Source organism: Paenarthrobacter sp. PH39-S1 (assembly GCF_030063245.1).
Lineage (GTDB): Bacteria > Actinomycetota > Actinomycetes > Actinomycetales > Micrococcaceae > Arthrobacter_M.
Genome location: NZ_JASISR010000008.1, coordinates 66225 through 79705, shown reverse-complemented (window position 1 = coordinate 79705; position 13481 = coordinate 66225). Strand labels below are relative to the sequence as shown.

16 protein-coding genes and 1 pseudogene are annotated in these 13481 nt (G+C 61.7%); 15 read left to right on the top strand and 2 right to left on the bottom strand.

The genetic code is table 11. The features are described 5' to 3' along the window. Nucleotides 1-9: 9 nt before the first annotated feature. Nucleotides 10-774: a C1 family peptidase gene (locus tag QMG52_RS07205; protein ID WP_283559740.1), complete on the bottom strand. Its 765-nt coding sequence runs from the start codon at nt 772-774 to the stop codon at nt 10-12. A 402-nt stretch (nt 775-1176) separates the two neighbouring features. Here QMG52_RS07205 and rpsL point away from each other — a divergent pair, with 402 nt between their 5' ends. The 4 genes from rpsL to tuf all read left to right on the top strand — a co-directional run bounded on the left by rpsL (nt 1177) and on the right by tuf (nt 5554). Then, entirely contained in the window at nt 1177-1551 is a 375-nt protein-coding gene (gene rpsL / locus QMG52_RS07200) for a 30S ribosomal protein S12 (protein ID WP_196396939.1), read from the top strand. 1 nt (nt 1552) lies between these two features. After that, nucleotides 1553-2023, top strand: coding sequence for a 30S ribosomal protein S7 (gene rpsG, locus QMG52_RS07195; protein ID WP_196396940.1), 471 nt, complete (start codon nt 1553-1555; stop codon nt 2021-2023). Nucleotides 2024-2100: 77 nt separating this feature from the next. After that, the gene (fusA, locus tag QMG52_RS07190) at nt 2101-4203 is read left to right on the top strand and encodes an elongation factor G (protein ID WP_283559739.1); all 2103 of its coding nucleotides are present in this window, start codon (nt 2101-2103) and stop codon (nt 4201-4203) included. 160 nt (nt 4204-4363) lie between these two features. After that, a complete protein-coding gene (gene tuf, locus QMG52_RS07185; RefSeq protein ID WP_283559738.1) occupies nt 4364-5554 on the top strand; it encodes an elongation factor Tu in 1191 nt (396 codons plus the stop codon). Between the two features lie 122 nt (nt 5555-5676). On the opposite strand, the gene QMG52_RS07180 is transcribed toward tuf, so the two are convergent. Further along, the gene (locus QMG52_RS07180; RefSeq protein WP_283559737.1) at nt 5677-7113 is read right to left on the bottom strand and encodes a GH1 family beta-glucosidase; all 1437 of its coding nucleotides are present in this window, start codon (nt 7111-7113) and stop codon (nt 5677-5679) included. A gap of 570 nt (nt 7114-7683) precedes the next feature. Between QMG52_RS07180 and rpsJ the strand changes: the two genes are divergently transcribed. The 11 genes and pseudogenes from rpsJ (at nt 7684) to rpsQ (ending at nt 13327) form a co-directional block, all read left to right on the top strand. Further along, a complete protein-coding gene (gene rpsJ / locus QMG52_RS07175; protein WP_003803825.1) occupies nt 7684-7992 on the top strand; it encodes a 30S ribosomal protein S10 in 309 nt (102 codons plus the stop codon). A gap of 17 nt (nt 7993-8009) precedes the next feature. After that, nucleotides 8010-8660 (top strand): 50S ribosomal protein L3, encoded by a 651-nt coding sequence (gene rplC / locus QMG52_RS07170; RefSeq protein WP_283559736.1) that lies wholly within the window; start codon nt 8010-8012, stop codon nt 8658-8660. 4 nt (nt 8661-8664) lie between these two features. Continuing rightward, a pseudogene (gene rplD / locus QMG52_RS07165) lies at nt 8665-9267 on the top strand (50S ribosomal protein L4); the annotation flags it as partial. A gap of 194 nt (nt 9268-9461) precedes the next feature. Further along, the gene (gene rplW / locus QMG52_RS07160) at nt 9462-9767 is read left to right on the top strand and encodes a 50S ribosomal protein L23 (protein WP_196396943.1); all 306 of its coding nucleotides are present in this window, start codon (nt 9462-9464) and stop codon (nt 9765-9767) included. A 30-nt stretch (nt 9768-9797) separates the two neighbouring features. Further along, nucleotides 9798-10637, top strand: coding sequence for a 50S ribosomal protein L2 (rplB, locus tag QMG52_RS07155; RefSeq protein WP_283559735.1), 840 nt, complete (start codon nt 9798-9800; stop codon nt 10635-10637). Nucleotides 10638-10648: 11 nt separating this feature from the next. After that, complete coding sequence (gene rpsS / locus QMG52_RS07150; RefSeq protein WP_283559734.1) at nt 10649-10930, top strand: 30S ribosomal protein S19; 282 nt, start codon at nt 10649-10651, stop codon at nt 10928-10930. 38 nt (nt 10931-10968) lie between these two features. Beyond that, nucleotides 10969-11334, top strand: a complete 366-nt coding sequence (gene rplV, locus QMG52_RS07145; RefSeq protein WP_283559733.1) for a 50S ribosomal protein L22 — start codon at nt 10969-10971, stop codon at nt 11332-11334. Continuing rightward, a complete protein-coding gene (gene rpsC, locus QMG52_RS07140) occupies nt 11335-12216 on the top strand; it encodes a 30S ribosomal protein S3 (protein WP_283559732.1) in 882 nt (293 codons plus the stop codon). It abuts the gene before it with no gap. Then, nucleotides 12217-12633, top strand: coding sequence for a 50S ribosomal protein L16 (gene rplP, locus QMG52_RS07135; RefSeq protein ID WP_196396948.1), 417 nt, complete (start codon nt 12217-12219; stop codon nt 12631-12633). Nucleotides 12634-12635: 2 nt separating this feature from the next. Further along, a complete protein-coding gene (gene rpmC, locus QMG52_RS07130) occupies nt 12636-13010 on the top strand; it encodes a 50S ribosomal protein L29 (RefSeq protein WP_283559731.1) in 375 nt (124 codons plus the stop codon). Beyond that, a complete protein-coding gene (rpsQ, locus tag QMG52_RS07125) occupies nt 13007-13327 on the top strand; it encodes a 30S ribosomal protein S17 (protein ID WP_283559730.1) in 321 nt (106 codons plus the stop codon). Before rpmC ends, rpsQ begins: the two co-directional genes overlap by 4 nt. Nucleotides 13328-13481 lie beyond the last annotated feature (154 nt).

Genomic DNA, 13481 nt, shown 5'->3' with positions numbered 1-13481 from the left:
CGCCGACGCTCAGCTCGTGGACCGGATGGTCCAGAAATCGGTGGACAGTGCGCTGGTCAATAGATACGCGTACGGCATGGTGGCATAGCCCTGCTTGCCCCATCCGCTGCCCCAGGAATTCCGGATGACGAAGCGCTGTGCCGCGTCGTCATAGCCGACCGCCAGCACGCAATGGCCGCCCAGGACCTTCTCATTGGACGCCGGCATTGGTACCGTTCCGGTGGAGGTGACGGTGGGCTCTTCGAAGCTCTCGTACACGGTAAAGCCGAAGACGATTGGATAGCCGGAGGCAAGGCATCCCTTCAGCTGTCCCAGCGATTGGACCACGCGTGAATAGCTGATCGCCCGGTGGGAGCCGGCCTGCTGAAAGCAGCTGTCCGGAGGTTTGACCGAAAATTTTGTGATGTCGTACGGCCAGTTCGATTCATCACAGGCGCCCGTTTGGGCCACCGTCCTAATCCCGTCCCGGATCATCGCACCGGAATCCGAGCCGACAGTGCCCTCGATCACGCGCTCGTTGTAGTAGATGAACAGCCGGGAGGGGACGGAAGTGTCGGGAAGCCCCTCTTTCATGGCGTCGAACTGCAGGCTCCCCGCGATGCCATTGCCGGTACAGGAGCCGAGCTGTCCCTGGTCATAGACCGGCGGGCATTGCGGGGTCAGATCGACCTTGGCCGGAAGTTTGGCGACCAACGGTGGGGGAACGGCGTACAGATGATCACGCTGGTCCGGCAGATCGGGAATCCATCCGTAATGGGAGTTGGTCCTTGTCATGGCGGGTCACCCTCCTGGCGCATGAGCAGGCCCGGCGGGCCAGGGAAACGCATGCGCCACCCTGAGAGTGCTCCGGCCCGGTGGCTGCGTCAAGAGGTCCGAAACGGCGGGAGCAGCCGAAGTCAATGGGCGGCCCGGCGGCGTGTTAGACTGGTTAACAATTGTTAGTGTGGCAGTGGATGAATGTGCTGTGAGGCGGTTGCCTCGCAACGCAGTTCCGGGTTGCAGGGTTCCTGTGCAACGAATGCCACATTTTTGCATGCCTAGGTGCGCTCAGGCCGCGTAGGGTGCGACGACGAATGATAGGGCTTCGCTTCAGCGCTCACCACACGCGGCTACGCAGGTGAGTGGCGGGGCAAAGCAACACGAGAACCCTCTCGAGAAAAAACGGAGAACACGAAAGTGCCTACGATTCAGCAGTTGGTCCGTAAGGGCCGCTCCCCTAAGATCTCAAAGACCAAGGCTCCCGCTCTTAAGGGAAGCCCCATGCGCCGCGGCGTGTGCACCCGTGTTTACACCACGACTCCGAAGAAGCCTAACTCGGCTCTGCGGAAGGTTGCCCGCGTGCGCCTCAACGGTGGCGTGGAAGTAACCGCCTACATCCCCGGTGTGGGCCACAACCTGCAGGAGCACTCCATTGTGCTCGTCCGCGGTGGTCGTGTTAAGGACCTTCCCGGTGTTCGTTACAAGATCGTCCGCGGTGCACTTGATACCCAGGGCGTAAAGAACCGCAAGCAGGCCCGCAGCCGCTACGGTGCAAAGATGGAGAAGAAGTAATATGCCTCGCAAGGGTCCGGCCCCCAAGCGGCCGCTAGTCATTGATCCCGTTTACGGTTCGCCGTTGGTCACGCAGCTGATCAATAAGGTCCTCGTTGACGGCAAGAAGTCCACCGCAGAGCGCATCGTGTACGGCGCACTCGCGGGCGCTCAGGAGAAGTCCGGGGGAGACCCCGTTGCCGCTCTGAAGAAGGCCATGGAAAACATCAAGCCCAGCCTTGAGGTCAAGTCCCGCCGTGTCGGTGGCGCGACCTACCAGGTTCCCGTTGAGGTCAAGCCGGGCCGCGCAACCGCGCTGGCGTTGCGTTGGCTGGTCGGCTACTCCAAGGGCCGCCGCGAGAAGACCATGACCGAGCGTCTGCGTAACGAGATTCTGGATGCCTCCAACGGTCTTGGTGCGGCCGTGAAGCGGCGCGAAGACACTCATAAGATGGCCGAGTCCAACAAGGCCTTCGCCCACTACCGCTGGTAGAACCTTTCGGCCGACGACGGCGGCACTAGCCTGACGTCGTCGGCCGGAAAAAAGGCTTTCCGACAAAGGGAGACACCGTGGCACTCGACGTGCTTACCGACCTTAGTAAGGTCCGCAATATTGGCATCATGGCTCACATTGATGCAGGCAAGACCACCACCACCGAGCGCATCTTGTTCTACACGGGCGTGAACCACAAAATTGGTGAAACGCACGACGGTGCCTCGACCATGGACTGGATGGCACAGGAGCAGGAACGTGGCATTACGATCACCTCCGCCGCCACCACCTGCTTCTGGGACAACAACCAGATCAACATCATCGACACCCCCGGTCACGTCGACTTCACCGTTGAGGTGGAGCGCTCACTGCGCGTCCTCGACGGCGCCGTCGCCGTGTTTGACGGCAAGGAAGGGGTGGAACCGCAGTCCGAGACGGTATGGCGCCAGGCCGATAAGTATGATGTTCCCCGTATCTGCTTCGTCAACAAGATGGACAAGCTCGGCGCGGACTTCTACTTCACCGTGGACACCATCATCAAGCGACTGGGTGCCAAGCCGCTGGTTCTCCAGCTGCCGATCGGCTCGGAGAGCGAATTTGAAGGCGTTGTCGATCTGATCGAAATGCGTGCGCTCACCTGGCGTGGCGAGACCGAGATGGGTGCCAAGTACACCGTTGAACCCATCCCCGCCGGGCTGCAGGCCAAGGCCGAAGAGTACCGCGCCGCCATGCTCGAAACCGTCGCCGAATCCGACGACGAGCTGATGGAGAAATACCTCGGTGGTGAAGAACTCACCGTCGCCGAGATCAAGGCGGGCATCCGTACGCTGACCGTCAGCAGCCAGATTTACCCGGTGCTGTGCGGATCTGCGTTCAAGAACAAGGGCGTCCAGCCGATGCTGGACGCGGTTGTCTCCTACCTTCCGTCGCCGCTGGACGTTCCTGATATTCAGGGTCACGACGTGCGCGATGAAGAGAAGATTGTCACGCGGGCGGCAAATTCGCAGGCGCCGTTCTCGGCTCTCGCGTTCAAGGTTGTGACGCACCCGTTCTTCGGGCGTCTGACCTACATCCGCGTGTACTCCGGGCATGCATCCTCGGGAACGCAGGTGCTGAACTCCACCAAGAACAAGAAGGAACGCATCGGCAAGCTGTTCCAGATGCACGCCAACAAGGAAAACCCGGTGGACGGGGTCACCACGGGGCACATCTACGCGGCGATCGGCCTGAAGGACACCACTACCGGCGACACGCTGTGCGACCTTGCGGCCCCGATCGTGCTCGAGTCCATGAGCTTCCCGGAGCCCGTGATCTCGGTTGCGATCGAGCCGAAGACCAAGGGTGACCAAGAGAAACTCTCTACCGCCATCCAGAAGCTCTCCGAAGAGGACCCGACCTTCCAGGTCTCCCTCAACGAGGACACCGGGCAGACCATCATTGCCGGCATGGGTGAGCTGCACCTGGATATCCTGGTTGACCGTATGCGCCGTGAATTCCACGTTGAAGCCAACGTGGGCAAGCCGCAGGTCGCGTACCGCGAAACCATCAAGCGCGCCGTCGTCAAGCACGACTACACCCACAAGAAGCAGACCGGTGGTTCCGGTCAGTTTGCCAAGGTGCAGATTGCGATTGAGCCGATGGATGTTGTTGAAGGCGTGCTGTATGCCTTCGAGAACAAGGTCAGCGGTGGCCGTATTCCGCGTGAATACATCCCCAGCGTTGACGCCGGCATCCAGGACGCGCTCAATGATGGTGTCCTGGCCGGTTACCCGGTTGTGGGCATCAGAGCGAAACTGCTTGATGGCGCCTACCACGACGTCGACTCGTCTGAAATGGCGTTCAAGATCGCCGGCCGGATGGCTTTCAAGGAAGCCGCACGGATGGCGAACCCGGTTCTGCTCGAACCGCTGATGGAAGTTGAAGTCCGCACCCCTGAGGAATACATGGGTGAAGTAATCGGTGACCTCAACTCCCGTCGTGGCCAGATGCAGTCGATGGAGGATGCAAGCGGCGTGAAGGTAATCGTTGCCCACGTGCCGCTGTCGGGGATGTTCGGATACATCGGTGACCTTCGGTCCAAGACCCAGGGCCGTGCCGTGTACTCGATGAAGTTCGACAGCTACTCTGAGGTTCCGAAGGCTGTTGCCGACGAGATCATCCAGAAGAACCGCGGCGAGTAACAACCAGCAAGTAGCAACAACGCCGAGGGCATTGCAGCCGATGCCCGAAGAAACCGGCAATTTCACCAAACCCAAAGCCCCCCAGTAGACTTGCTGAAGTTTCAGTAGCGAAAAGCGCCGCTGACGAGTAAGTCTTCTCAAAACGTTCTAGGAGGAACCTGTGGCAAAGGCAAAGTTCGAGCGGACTAAGCCGCACGTTAACATCGGCACCATCGGTCACGTTGACCATGGTAAGACGACGCTGACGGCTGCCATCTCCAAGGTACTGTACGACAAGTACCCGACGATCAACGAGCAGCGCGACTTCGCGTCGATTGACTCTGCTCCTGAGGAGAAGCAGCGCGGCATTACCATCAACATCTCCCATGTTGAGTACCAGACCGAGAAGCGTCATTATGCACACGTCGATGCTCCCGGCCACGCTGACTACATCAAGAACATGATTACTGGTGCAGCGCAGATGGACGGCGCGATCCTCGTGGTTGCCGCTACCGATGGCCCGATGGCCCAGACCCGCGAGCACGTTCTGCTCGCCCGCCAGGTTGGCGTTCCCTACCTGCTGGTTGCGCTGAATAAGTCGGACATGGTGGATGACGAGGAGCTCCTCGACCTCGTCGAAATGGAAGTTCGTGAGCTGCTCACCGCGCAGGGCTTCGACGGCGACAACGCTCCCGTGGTGCGCGTTTCGGGCCTGAAGGCCCTGGAAGGCGATCCGGTATGGGTCAAGTCCGTTGAGGACCTGATGGATGCCGTGGACGAGAGCGTTCCGGATCCGATCCGCGACAAGGACAAGCCGTTCCTGATGCCGGTTGAAGATGTCTTCACCATCACCGGCCGGGGAACCGTTGTCACGGGTCGCGCCGAGCGCGGTACCCTCAAGATCAACTCTGAAGTTGAAATTGTTGGTATCCGTCCGGTCCAGAAGACCACCGTTACCGGTATCGAAATGTTCCACAAGCAGCTCGACGAGGCATGGGCCGGCGAGAACTGTGGTCTGCTGCTGCGCGGTATCAAGCGCGAAGACGTAGAGCGTGGCCAGGTTATCGTCAAGCCGGGTTCCATTACCCCGCACACCGATTTCGAGGCCAACGTCTACATCCTGGCGAAGGACGAAGGCGGGCGTCACAACCCGTTCTACTCCAACTACCGCCCGCAGTTCTACTTCCGCACCACGGATGTTACCGGCGTCATCACCCTGCCCGAGGGTACGGAAATGGTTATGCCCGGCGACAACACCGAAATGACTGTCGCGCTGATCCAGCCGATCGCCATGGAAGAAGGCCTCGGCTTCGCCATCCGTGAGGGTGGCCGCACCGTTGGCTCAGGCCGCGTCACCAAGATCGTCAAGTAGCGCGTTCGGCATACCTTTTCGTGTCGACTTCGTCGCCACGTAGGGACCCGGTGCTAGCCGGCTCGCGTCAGGGCGTCACTCCACTTCGGAGGGGCGCCCTTTGGCGTTTAACGCCGCGTACGCTACGGCCGAAGCCTGATGAGTTCCTGCAGCCAATAGTAGGAGTCCTTCGGCGTGCGGACCAGGGTCTCGAAGTCGACGTGGACCAGCCCGAAGCGTTGAGAGTAACCGGCGGCCCATTCAAAATTGTCCAACAGGGACCAGATGTAGTATCCCCGCAGTTCCAGGGCCGCGGCGGGGCCGCCGGGCTGCACGGCGTCCACGGCCGCGGCCAGGTGCGCGCCGAGATAGTCAATCCGCCGACTGTCTTCGATCCGACCTCCGGTCGTGAGCTCGTCCGGGAAGCTCGCGCCGTTTTCCGTGATGTAGACGGGAGGCAGGTCGGCACCGTAGCGGTTCGCCATTTGCTCCAGCGCGGTGGAAAAATAGTCAGGCGCAACCGGCCAGCCGAACGCGGTCTGTGGATACTCCGGCCAGGGTTCCAGCCGGAACGGCAGCCCGGCCAGCGCGTTGGCGGTGCCGTCCCCGGTGCCGGCCGCGGTGCCGGAGGGTCCCGGGCCGGCGGCGATCCTGGTCGGCGCGTAGTAGTTCAGCCCGTAAAAATCCAGCGGCTGTCGGATCGTCTCGAGATCGGCCGCAGGCATGGCGAGCAGCGGCTCAAAGACAGGGGCAAGGAACGCGGGAACTTCGGGGTACCGGCCCAGAAGTACCGGGTCCGCAAAGATGCGGTTGTGCAGCAGATCGAAGAGCTCGGCGAAGAGCTGGTCGCCGGTATCGTCAACAGCCGCCGGGACCACCGGCGTGTGCACGTTGGTGATGCCAATTCCGCCTGTGGCCCCGGCCGAACGCAAAGCCTGAACCGCCAGTCCATGTCCCAGCAGTTGGTGGTGGGCTGCAGGGAGACCATCAAAGAGCAGGGCCCGGCCGGGGGCGTGCACGCCGAGCCCATAGCCGTTGAGCGTAACCGAGGACGGCTCGTTGACGGTGATCCACTTGTCCACCCTGTCGCCGAGGGCCGCCCCGGCGAGTGCCGCATACTCGCCAAAGCGCTCTGCGGTTGAACGCGTCAGCCAGCCGCCGGCCAGCTCCAGGGGGAGCGGAGTGTCCCAGTGGTAGAGCGTGGCCATCGGCTTGATGCCTGCGGCCAGCAGGTCATCCACGAGCTGGTCGTAGAACGCCAGACCGGCGGGGTTGGCGGCCCCGCTGCCGCCCGGCTGAACCCTTGGCCAGGCCAGCGAAAGCCGGTAGGAGTCAACGCCGAGGTCCTTCATCAAGGCTATGTCCTCGGCGAAACGGTGGTAGTGGTCGCAGGAAACATCTGCGGTGTCCGCGTTCAGGATCCGGCCGCTCTGCCGGGTGAAGTCGTCCCAGCCCGATGGGCCACGCCCGCCTTCGCGCACACCGCCTTCAATCTGAAAGGCAGCGGTGGCCACGCCCAGGGTGAAATCCGCTGGCAGCAGTGCGGCGAGAGCCGGGAGGGAAAGCGCAGAGCCGGTCATCAGCGGACATCCTTTACATGGGCGACGGCGACAGGACCGGCGGTGGTGCGGGGTCCGGAAGAAGACGGGAATAAACAACCGGGATGAACAAACTGCCCAGCACATCAGGCACGGGCGTGGCCCCTGTCACAGCACCAGCATCTCACACGGCCTCCGGGCGGGAAACCATGGCTTTCCGGGCGCCGGGGCAGGCGCTGACGGCTGGGGAATTGGCATTTGCCGCGGATATCCGCCATACTGGATAAGTTGTTCAAGCGCTTCTTCGTGTCCCGATCGAGATAATGCTCGGTGCCAGGGTCCAAGTTGAAGCCCAAACATAACCCACCTCCTTGCGGTTTACGGGTATGTGCGCATTAGATCCGCGACACGCCCGACCGCGGGGGTCGGAGCTTCGGCCGATTGAGGAACCCGGATATGTCCGGATTCAGTCCGCTGGAAGCGTGGCTGTGAGAGCCGCACCGCTGGGCACCGGGTAGTACCGGGTGCCCGGCAGAACGAGTAAGTAAACAGCGTTTAGTCAACAGTGTCGCTAGTGCAGGGCGCTATGTCAGGAAAGAGAGTCACGACGCCATGGCGGGACAAAAAATCCGCATCCGGCTGAAGTCATATGACCATGAGGTCATTGACGTATCAGCACGGAAGATCGTTGAGACGGTCACGCGCGCAGGCGCAACGGTGGTCGGCCCCGTGCCGCTGCCGACGGAAAAGAACGTGTACTGCGTTATCCGTTCGCCTCACAAGTACAAGGACAGCCGCGAGCACTTTGAAATGCGCACGCACAAGCGTCTGATCGACATCATCGACCCCACGCCGAAGGCTGTTGACTCGCTTATGCGTCTTGACCTGCCGGCCGACGTGAACATCGAAATCAAACTGTAGGGAGGGGCTGAGAAACTATGACCGCTACCCGCAACGTTAAGGGCATCCTGGGCACGAAGCTCGGCATGACCCAGGTCTGGGACGAAAACAACCGGCTTGTGCCGGTTACCGTCGTCCAGGCCGATTCCAACGTCATCACCCAGCTGCGCAATGCAGACCTTGATGGCTACACCGCCGTCCAGATCGGCTACGGCCAGATCGACCCGCGCAAGGTCACCAAGCCGCTGGCTGGTCACTTTGACAAGGCCGGTGTCACCCCCCGTCGCCACGTCGTCGAGCTGCGCACCGCGGACGCCGACTCCTACACCCTCGGCCAGGAGCTCTCCGTGGAGATCTTCGAAGCCGGCCAGAAGGTCGACGTCGTCGGTACTTCAAAGGGCAAGGGCTTCGCCGGCGTTATGAAGCGTCACGGCTTCCATGGCGTCGGTGCCTCGCACGGTGCTCACAAGAACCACCGCAAGCCTGGCTCCATCGGTGGCGCATCCACCCCCAGCCGCGTATTCAAGGGCGTGCGCATGGCCGGCCGCATGGGCGCCGTCCGTCACACCACGCTGAACCTCACGGTTCATGGCGTTGACGCCGCGAAGTCGCTGCTGCTCATCAAGGGTGCCGTTCCCGGCGCCCGCGGCCAGGTCGTCCTCGTGCGCACTGCCGTGAAGGGAGCATAACCAAATGGCAAAGACTATTTCCGTAGACCTGCCTGCAGAGATCTTCGACGTTCAGACCAACGTGCCGTTGCTGCACCAGGTCGTCGTGGCTCAGCTTGCCGCTGCCCGCCAGGGCACGCACAAGACGAAGACCCGCGCCGAGGTATCCGGTGCAGGCCGTAAGCCATTCAAGCAGAAGGGCACCGGCCGCGCCCGTCAGGGTTCCATCCGTGCTCCTCACATGACCGGTGGTGGCGTTGTCCATGGGCCGACACCGCGTGACTACTCCCAGCGCACACCCAAGAAGATGAAGGCAGCTGCACTGCGCGGCGCTCTCTCCGACCGGGCACGCAACGGCCGTATCCACGTCGTCGCCGACCTGGTGAGCGGCTCCAAGCCGTCCGCCAAGGAAGCGCTGGCAGCATTGCGTTCACTCACCGCGCGCAAGAACCTGCTCGTCGCGATTGAGCGGTCAAACGACGTCGTGGCACTGTCCGTGCGCAACCTGCCGGACCTGCACGTGCTGTACGTGGATCAGCTGAACACCTACGACGTGCTGGTTTCCGACGACGTTGTCTTCACCAAGGCTGCCTACGATGCTTTCGTGTCCGGCAACGCTGCTGCGGAGGCTTTCGCTTCCGGTGCGCTGCTCGGACTTGAGGATGTTGACGCCGCCGCCGACGACGCTGCAATTGAAGCGGTGGTGGTTGATTCAGTGGTGGTTGACGCAGCCGCAGCTAAGGCCGCCCCCAAGGCCAAGGCCGCTCCGAAGGCTGCGGCCGAGGCATCTGTCGAAGCCCCAGTAACCGAGGAGGACGCCAAGTGAGCGCCGCCACCATCAAGGATCCGCGCGACGTCGTCATTGCACCCGTCGTATCGGAAAAGAGCTACGGCTTGATCGATGAAGGTAAGTACACCTTCCTGGTCGACCCCCGCTCGAACAAGACCGAGATCAAGTTGGCCGTGGAGAAGATTTTCTCCGTCAAGGTCGAATCGATCAACACTCTCAATCGTGCCGGTAAGCGCAAGCGGACCAAGTTCGGATGGGGTCAGCGCAAGGGCACCAAGCGTGCCATCGTGACCCTCAAAGAAGGCACAATCGACATCTTCGGCGGTCCGCTTTCATAAGCGGAGACCACTTTAACGAGGAAATAAAACATGGGAATCCGTAAATACAAGCCGACAACCCCGGGCCGTCGTGGCTCGAGCGTTGCCGACTTCACCGAAATCACGCGGTCGACGCCGGAAAAGTCTCTGGTACGTCCGCTGCCCAAAAAGGGTGGCCGCAACAACACCGGCCGCATCACGACCCGTCACAAGGGTGGTGGCCACAAGCGCCAGTACCGTCTGATCGACTTCCGTCGTCACGACAAAGACGGCATTAATGCCCGCGTTGCTGAGATCGAATATGATCCCAACCGCACCGCGCGTATTGCGCTGCTGCACTACCTTGATGGCACCAAGCGGTACATCATCGCTCCGAACAAGCTCAAGCAGGGTGACTTTGTTGAGGCCGGCGCGAGTGCCGACATCAAACCGGGTAACAACCTGCCGCTGCGCAACATCCCGGTGGGTACCGTTATCCACGCCGTGGAGTTGCGTCCCGGAGGCGGCGCCAAGATGGCCCGCTCCGCCGGAGCATCAACCCAGCTCGTCGCCAAGGAAGGCCGCTTCGCCCAGCTGCGACTGCCTTCCGGCGAAATCCGCAACGTTGACGTCCGCTGCCGCGCGACGATCGGTGAGGTCGGTAACGCTGAACAGTCCAACATCAACTGGGGTAAGGCCGGCCGTATGCGCTGGAAGGGCGTCCGCCCGACCGTGCGTGGTGTGGCCATGAACCCGGTGGACCACCCCCATGGTGGTGGTGAGGGCAAGACTTCCGGTGGACGTCACCCAGTCAACCCGAACGGTAAGCCCGAGGGCCGTACCCGCCGCCCGAACAAAGAGAGCGACAAACTCATTGTGCGTCGCCGTCGTACTGGCAAGAACAAGCGATAGGAGCCTGACGCATGCCACGCAGTCTAAAAAAGGGTCCTTTCGTTGACCAGCACCTCTTTGTCAAGGTCGCTGCGGAAAACGAAAAGGGCACCAAGAACGTTATTAAGACCTGGTCCCGCCGCTCGATGATCATCCCGGACATGCTGGGACACACGATCGCCGTGCATGACGGGCGCAAGCACATCCCCGTGTTTGTGACCGAGTCGATGGTCGGGCACAAGCTCGGCGAATTCGCTCTGACGCGGACATTCCGCGGCCATGTGAAGGACGACCGTAAGGGCAAGCGCCGCTAGGCGCCTGCACTGACGGCTAAGACGAGAGAAGGATAGCAATGGAAGCCAAGGCAATTGCGCGTCATATTCGCGTAACGCCTATGAAGGCCCGGCGCGTCGTCAACCTGATTCGTGGCAAGCAGGCGAATGAGGCAATGGCGATACTGAAGTTTGCCCCCCAGGCAGCTTCAGAACCGGTCTTCAAGGTACTCCAGTCCGCGATGGCTAACGCCCGCGTACTGGCTGACCGCGACAGCATCGCGTTTGATGAAGGCGATTTGTACATCAGCGAAGCATTCGTTGATGAAGGCGCAACGATGAAGCGGTTCCGGCCGCGGGCCCAGGGCCGTGCGTTCCAGATCAAGAAACGCACCAGCCACATCACCCTGGTCGTTGCAACTCCCGAGAAAGAGGAGGCTCGCTAAGTGGGACAGAAAGTAAACCCGCACGGGTTCCGACTCGGCATCACCACCGACCATGTTTCGCACTGGTTTGCTGACAGCAACAAGGCCGGCCAGCGTTACAAGGATTTTGTCCGCGAGGACATCAAGATCCGCGCGCTCATGTCCACCGGCATGGAGCGGGCCGGCATCTCCAAGGTTGAGATCGAGCGCACCCGGGACCGCGTCCGTGTGGATATCCACACGGCCCGTCCGGGCATCGTAATCGGCCGCCGTGGCGCCGAGGCGGACCGCATCCGCGGCGAGCTGGAGAAGCTCACAGGGAAGCAGGTGCAGCTGAACATCCTGGAGGTAAAGAACCCGGAAGCAGACGCGCAGCTGGTGGCCCAGGGCATCGCCGAGCAGCTGACTTCGCGTGTGGCTTTCCGCCGCGCGATGAAGAAGGCCATGCAGTCGGCACAGCGCACCGGCAGCGTCAAGGGCATCCGTGTCGCTTGTGCAGGCCGTCTGGGCGGAGCGGAAATGTCCCGCACCGAGTTCTACCGCGAAGGCCGTGTGCCCCTGCACACCCTGCGTGCCAACATCGACTACGGCTTCTTCGAAGCCAAGACTGTGTTTGGCCGCATCGGAGTCAAGGTCTGGATCTACAAGGGCGACGTCACGTCCAAGGAGCTGGCTGCCCAGGCAGCTGCCGCTCCGTCCCGTGGCCGTGCCCCGCGTAGGGACGGCGACGGCGGCGATCGTGGACCCCGGGGCGGCGCTGGCGCCCCCCGCGGCGGCGACCGTCGTCGTAATGACCGCCCGCAGGGCGAGTCCGCTGAGGGTGCAGCTCCGGCCGCAGCCCCCGCGGCCGCCGCTCCCGTGGCACAGGCGGCTGCTCCGGCAGCAGAAGGAGGACAGGCTTAAATGCTTATCCCACGTCGAGTTAGGTTCCGCAAGCAGCACCACCCCGGCCGTTCCGGCCAGGCAACCGGCGGTACCACTGTCACCTTCGGTGACTGGGGAATCCAGGCGCTGACTCCGGCCTACGTCACGAACCGTCAGATCGAGTCCGCTCGTATCGCCATGACGCGTCATATCAAGCGTGGCGGTAAGGTCTGGATCAACATCTACCCGGACCGTCCGCTGACAAAGAAGCCGGCCGAAACCCGCATGGGTTCCGGTAAGGGTTCACCCGAGTGGTGGATCGCGAACGTCAAGCCGGGCCGTGTCCTGTTTGAACTGTCTGGTGTAAATGAAGAGGTAGCTCGTGAGGCCCTGCGCCTGGCAATCCACAAGCTCCCGTTGAAGGCACGCATTGTGCGTCGCGAAGGTGGTGAATAGAAATGGCAGTTGGGTCAAAGGAACTTGCACCTGAGCAGCTTGATGGTTTGGACAACGAGCGTCTCGTTGAAGAACTCCGTAAAGCTAAGGAGGAGCTGTTCAACCTCCGTTTCCAGTCCGCCACTGGTCAGCTTGAAAACCACGGTCGTTTGCGCGCTGTGAAGCGCGACATTGCCCGGATCTACACCGTGCTGCGTGAGCGCGAGCTGGGCATCCGCCCGGCCGTCGCCACCGCGGTGGTGGATGCCGTGTCCGAGGACAAGGCAGGCAAGAAGACTGACAAGAAGGCTGACGCCGAAAAGAAGGCTGACAAGGCCGACAAGGAAGCCAAAAAGGCTGCCAAGAAGGCTGACAAGTCTGAGGAGGACGCCAAGTGAGCACTGAGCATAAGGATGCAGCCGCGGCTGAAACCGGAGCCACGACGGGCGCGGCCAAGGCCGCGGTCCGGGGTGACCGGAAGAAGCTTCGCGGCTACGTCGTCTCCGACAAAATGGAGAAGACGATCGTCGTAGAGGTTGAAGATCGTGTAAAGCACGCTTTGTACGGTAAAGTTATCCGTCGCACCTCAAAGGTCAAAGTTCACGATGAGCAGAACACCGCCGGCATCGGCGACATGGTTCTGATCAGTGAAACCCGGCCGCTTTCCGCTACCAAGCGGTGGCGTCTGGTCGAGATTCTCGAAAAGGCCAAATAGCAAAACTGTAGTTTGCCTGGTCTCCGCACGCGCCGTCAAAGGCGGGAGATGCCTTGGGCCCACGCGGGCCGAAGGACCCAATGTATGCTGCGCCCAGCGCGGCATACATTGGGAGGCCGTGGGGATGGTTCTGGACACCAGGCCGTCCATGAGA

What these genes read in the sequence shown, in the direction of transcription:
- QMG52_RS07205 (WP_283559740.1), bottom strand. Translation starts at nt 774, where the DNA reads ATGACAAGGACCAACTCCCATTACGGATGGATTCCCGATCTGCCGGAC.
- rpsG (WP_196396940.1), top strand. Translation starts at nt 1,553, where the DNA reads ATGCCTCGCAAGGGTCCGGCCCCCAAGCGGCCGCTAGTCATTGATCCC.
- QMG52_RS07180 (WP_283559737.1), bottom strand. Translation starts at nt 7,113, where the DNA reads ATGACCGGCTCTGCGCTTTCCCTCCCGGCTCTCGCCGCACTGCTGCCA.
- rpsJ (WP_003803825.1), top strand. Translation starts at nt 7,684, where the DNA reads ATGGCGGGACAAAAAATCCGCATCCGGCTGAAGTCATATGACCATGAG.
- rplC (WP_283559736.1), top strand. Translation starts at nt 8,010, where the DNA reads ATGACCGCTACCCGCAACGTTAAGGGCATCCTGGGCACGAAGCTCGGC.
- rplB (WP_283559735.1), top strand. Translation starts at nt 9,798, where the DNA reads ATGGGAATCCGTAAATACAAGCCGACAACCCCGGGCCGTCGTGGCTCG.
- rpsS (WP_283559734.1), top strand. Translation starts at nt 10,649, where the DNA reads ATGCCACGCAGTCTAAAAAAGGGTCCTTTCGTTGACCAGCACCTCTTT.
- rplV (WP_283559733.1), top strand. Translation starts at nt 10,969, where the DNA reads ATGGAAGCCAAGGCAATTGCGCGTCATATTCGCGTAACGCCTATGAAG.
- rplP (WP_196396948.1), top strand. Translation starts at nt 12,217, where the DNA reads ATGCTTATCCCACGTCGAGTTAGGTTCCGCAAGCAGCACCACCCCGGC.
- rpmC (WP_283559731.1), top strand. Translation starts at nt 12,636, where the DNA reads ATGGCAGTTGGGTCAAAGGAACTTGCACCTGAGCAGCTTGATGGTTTG.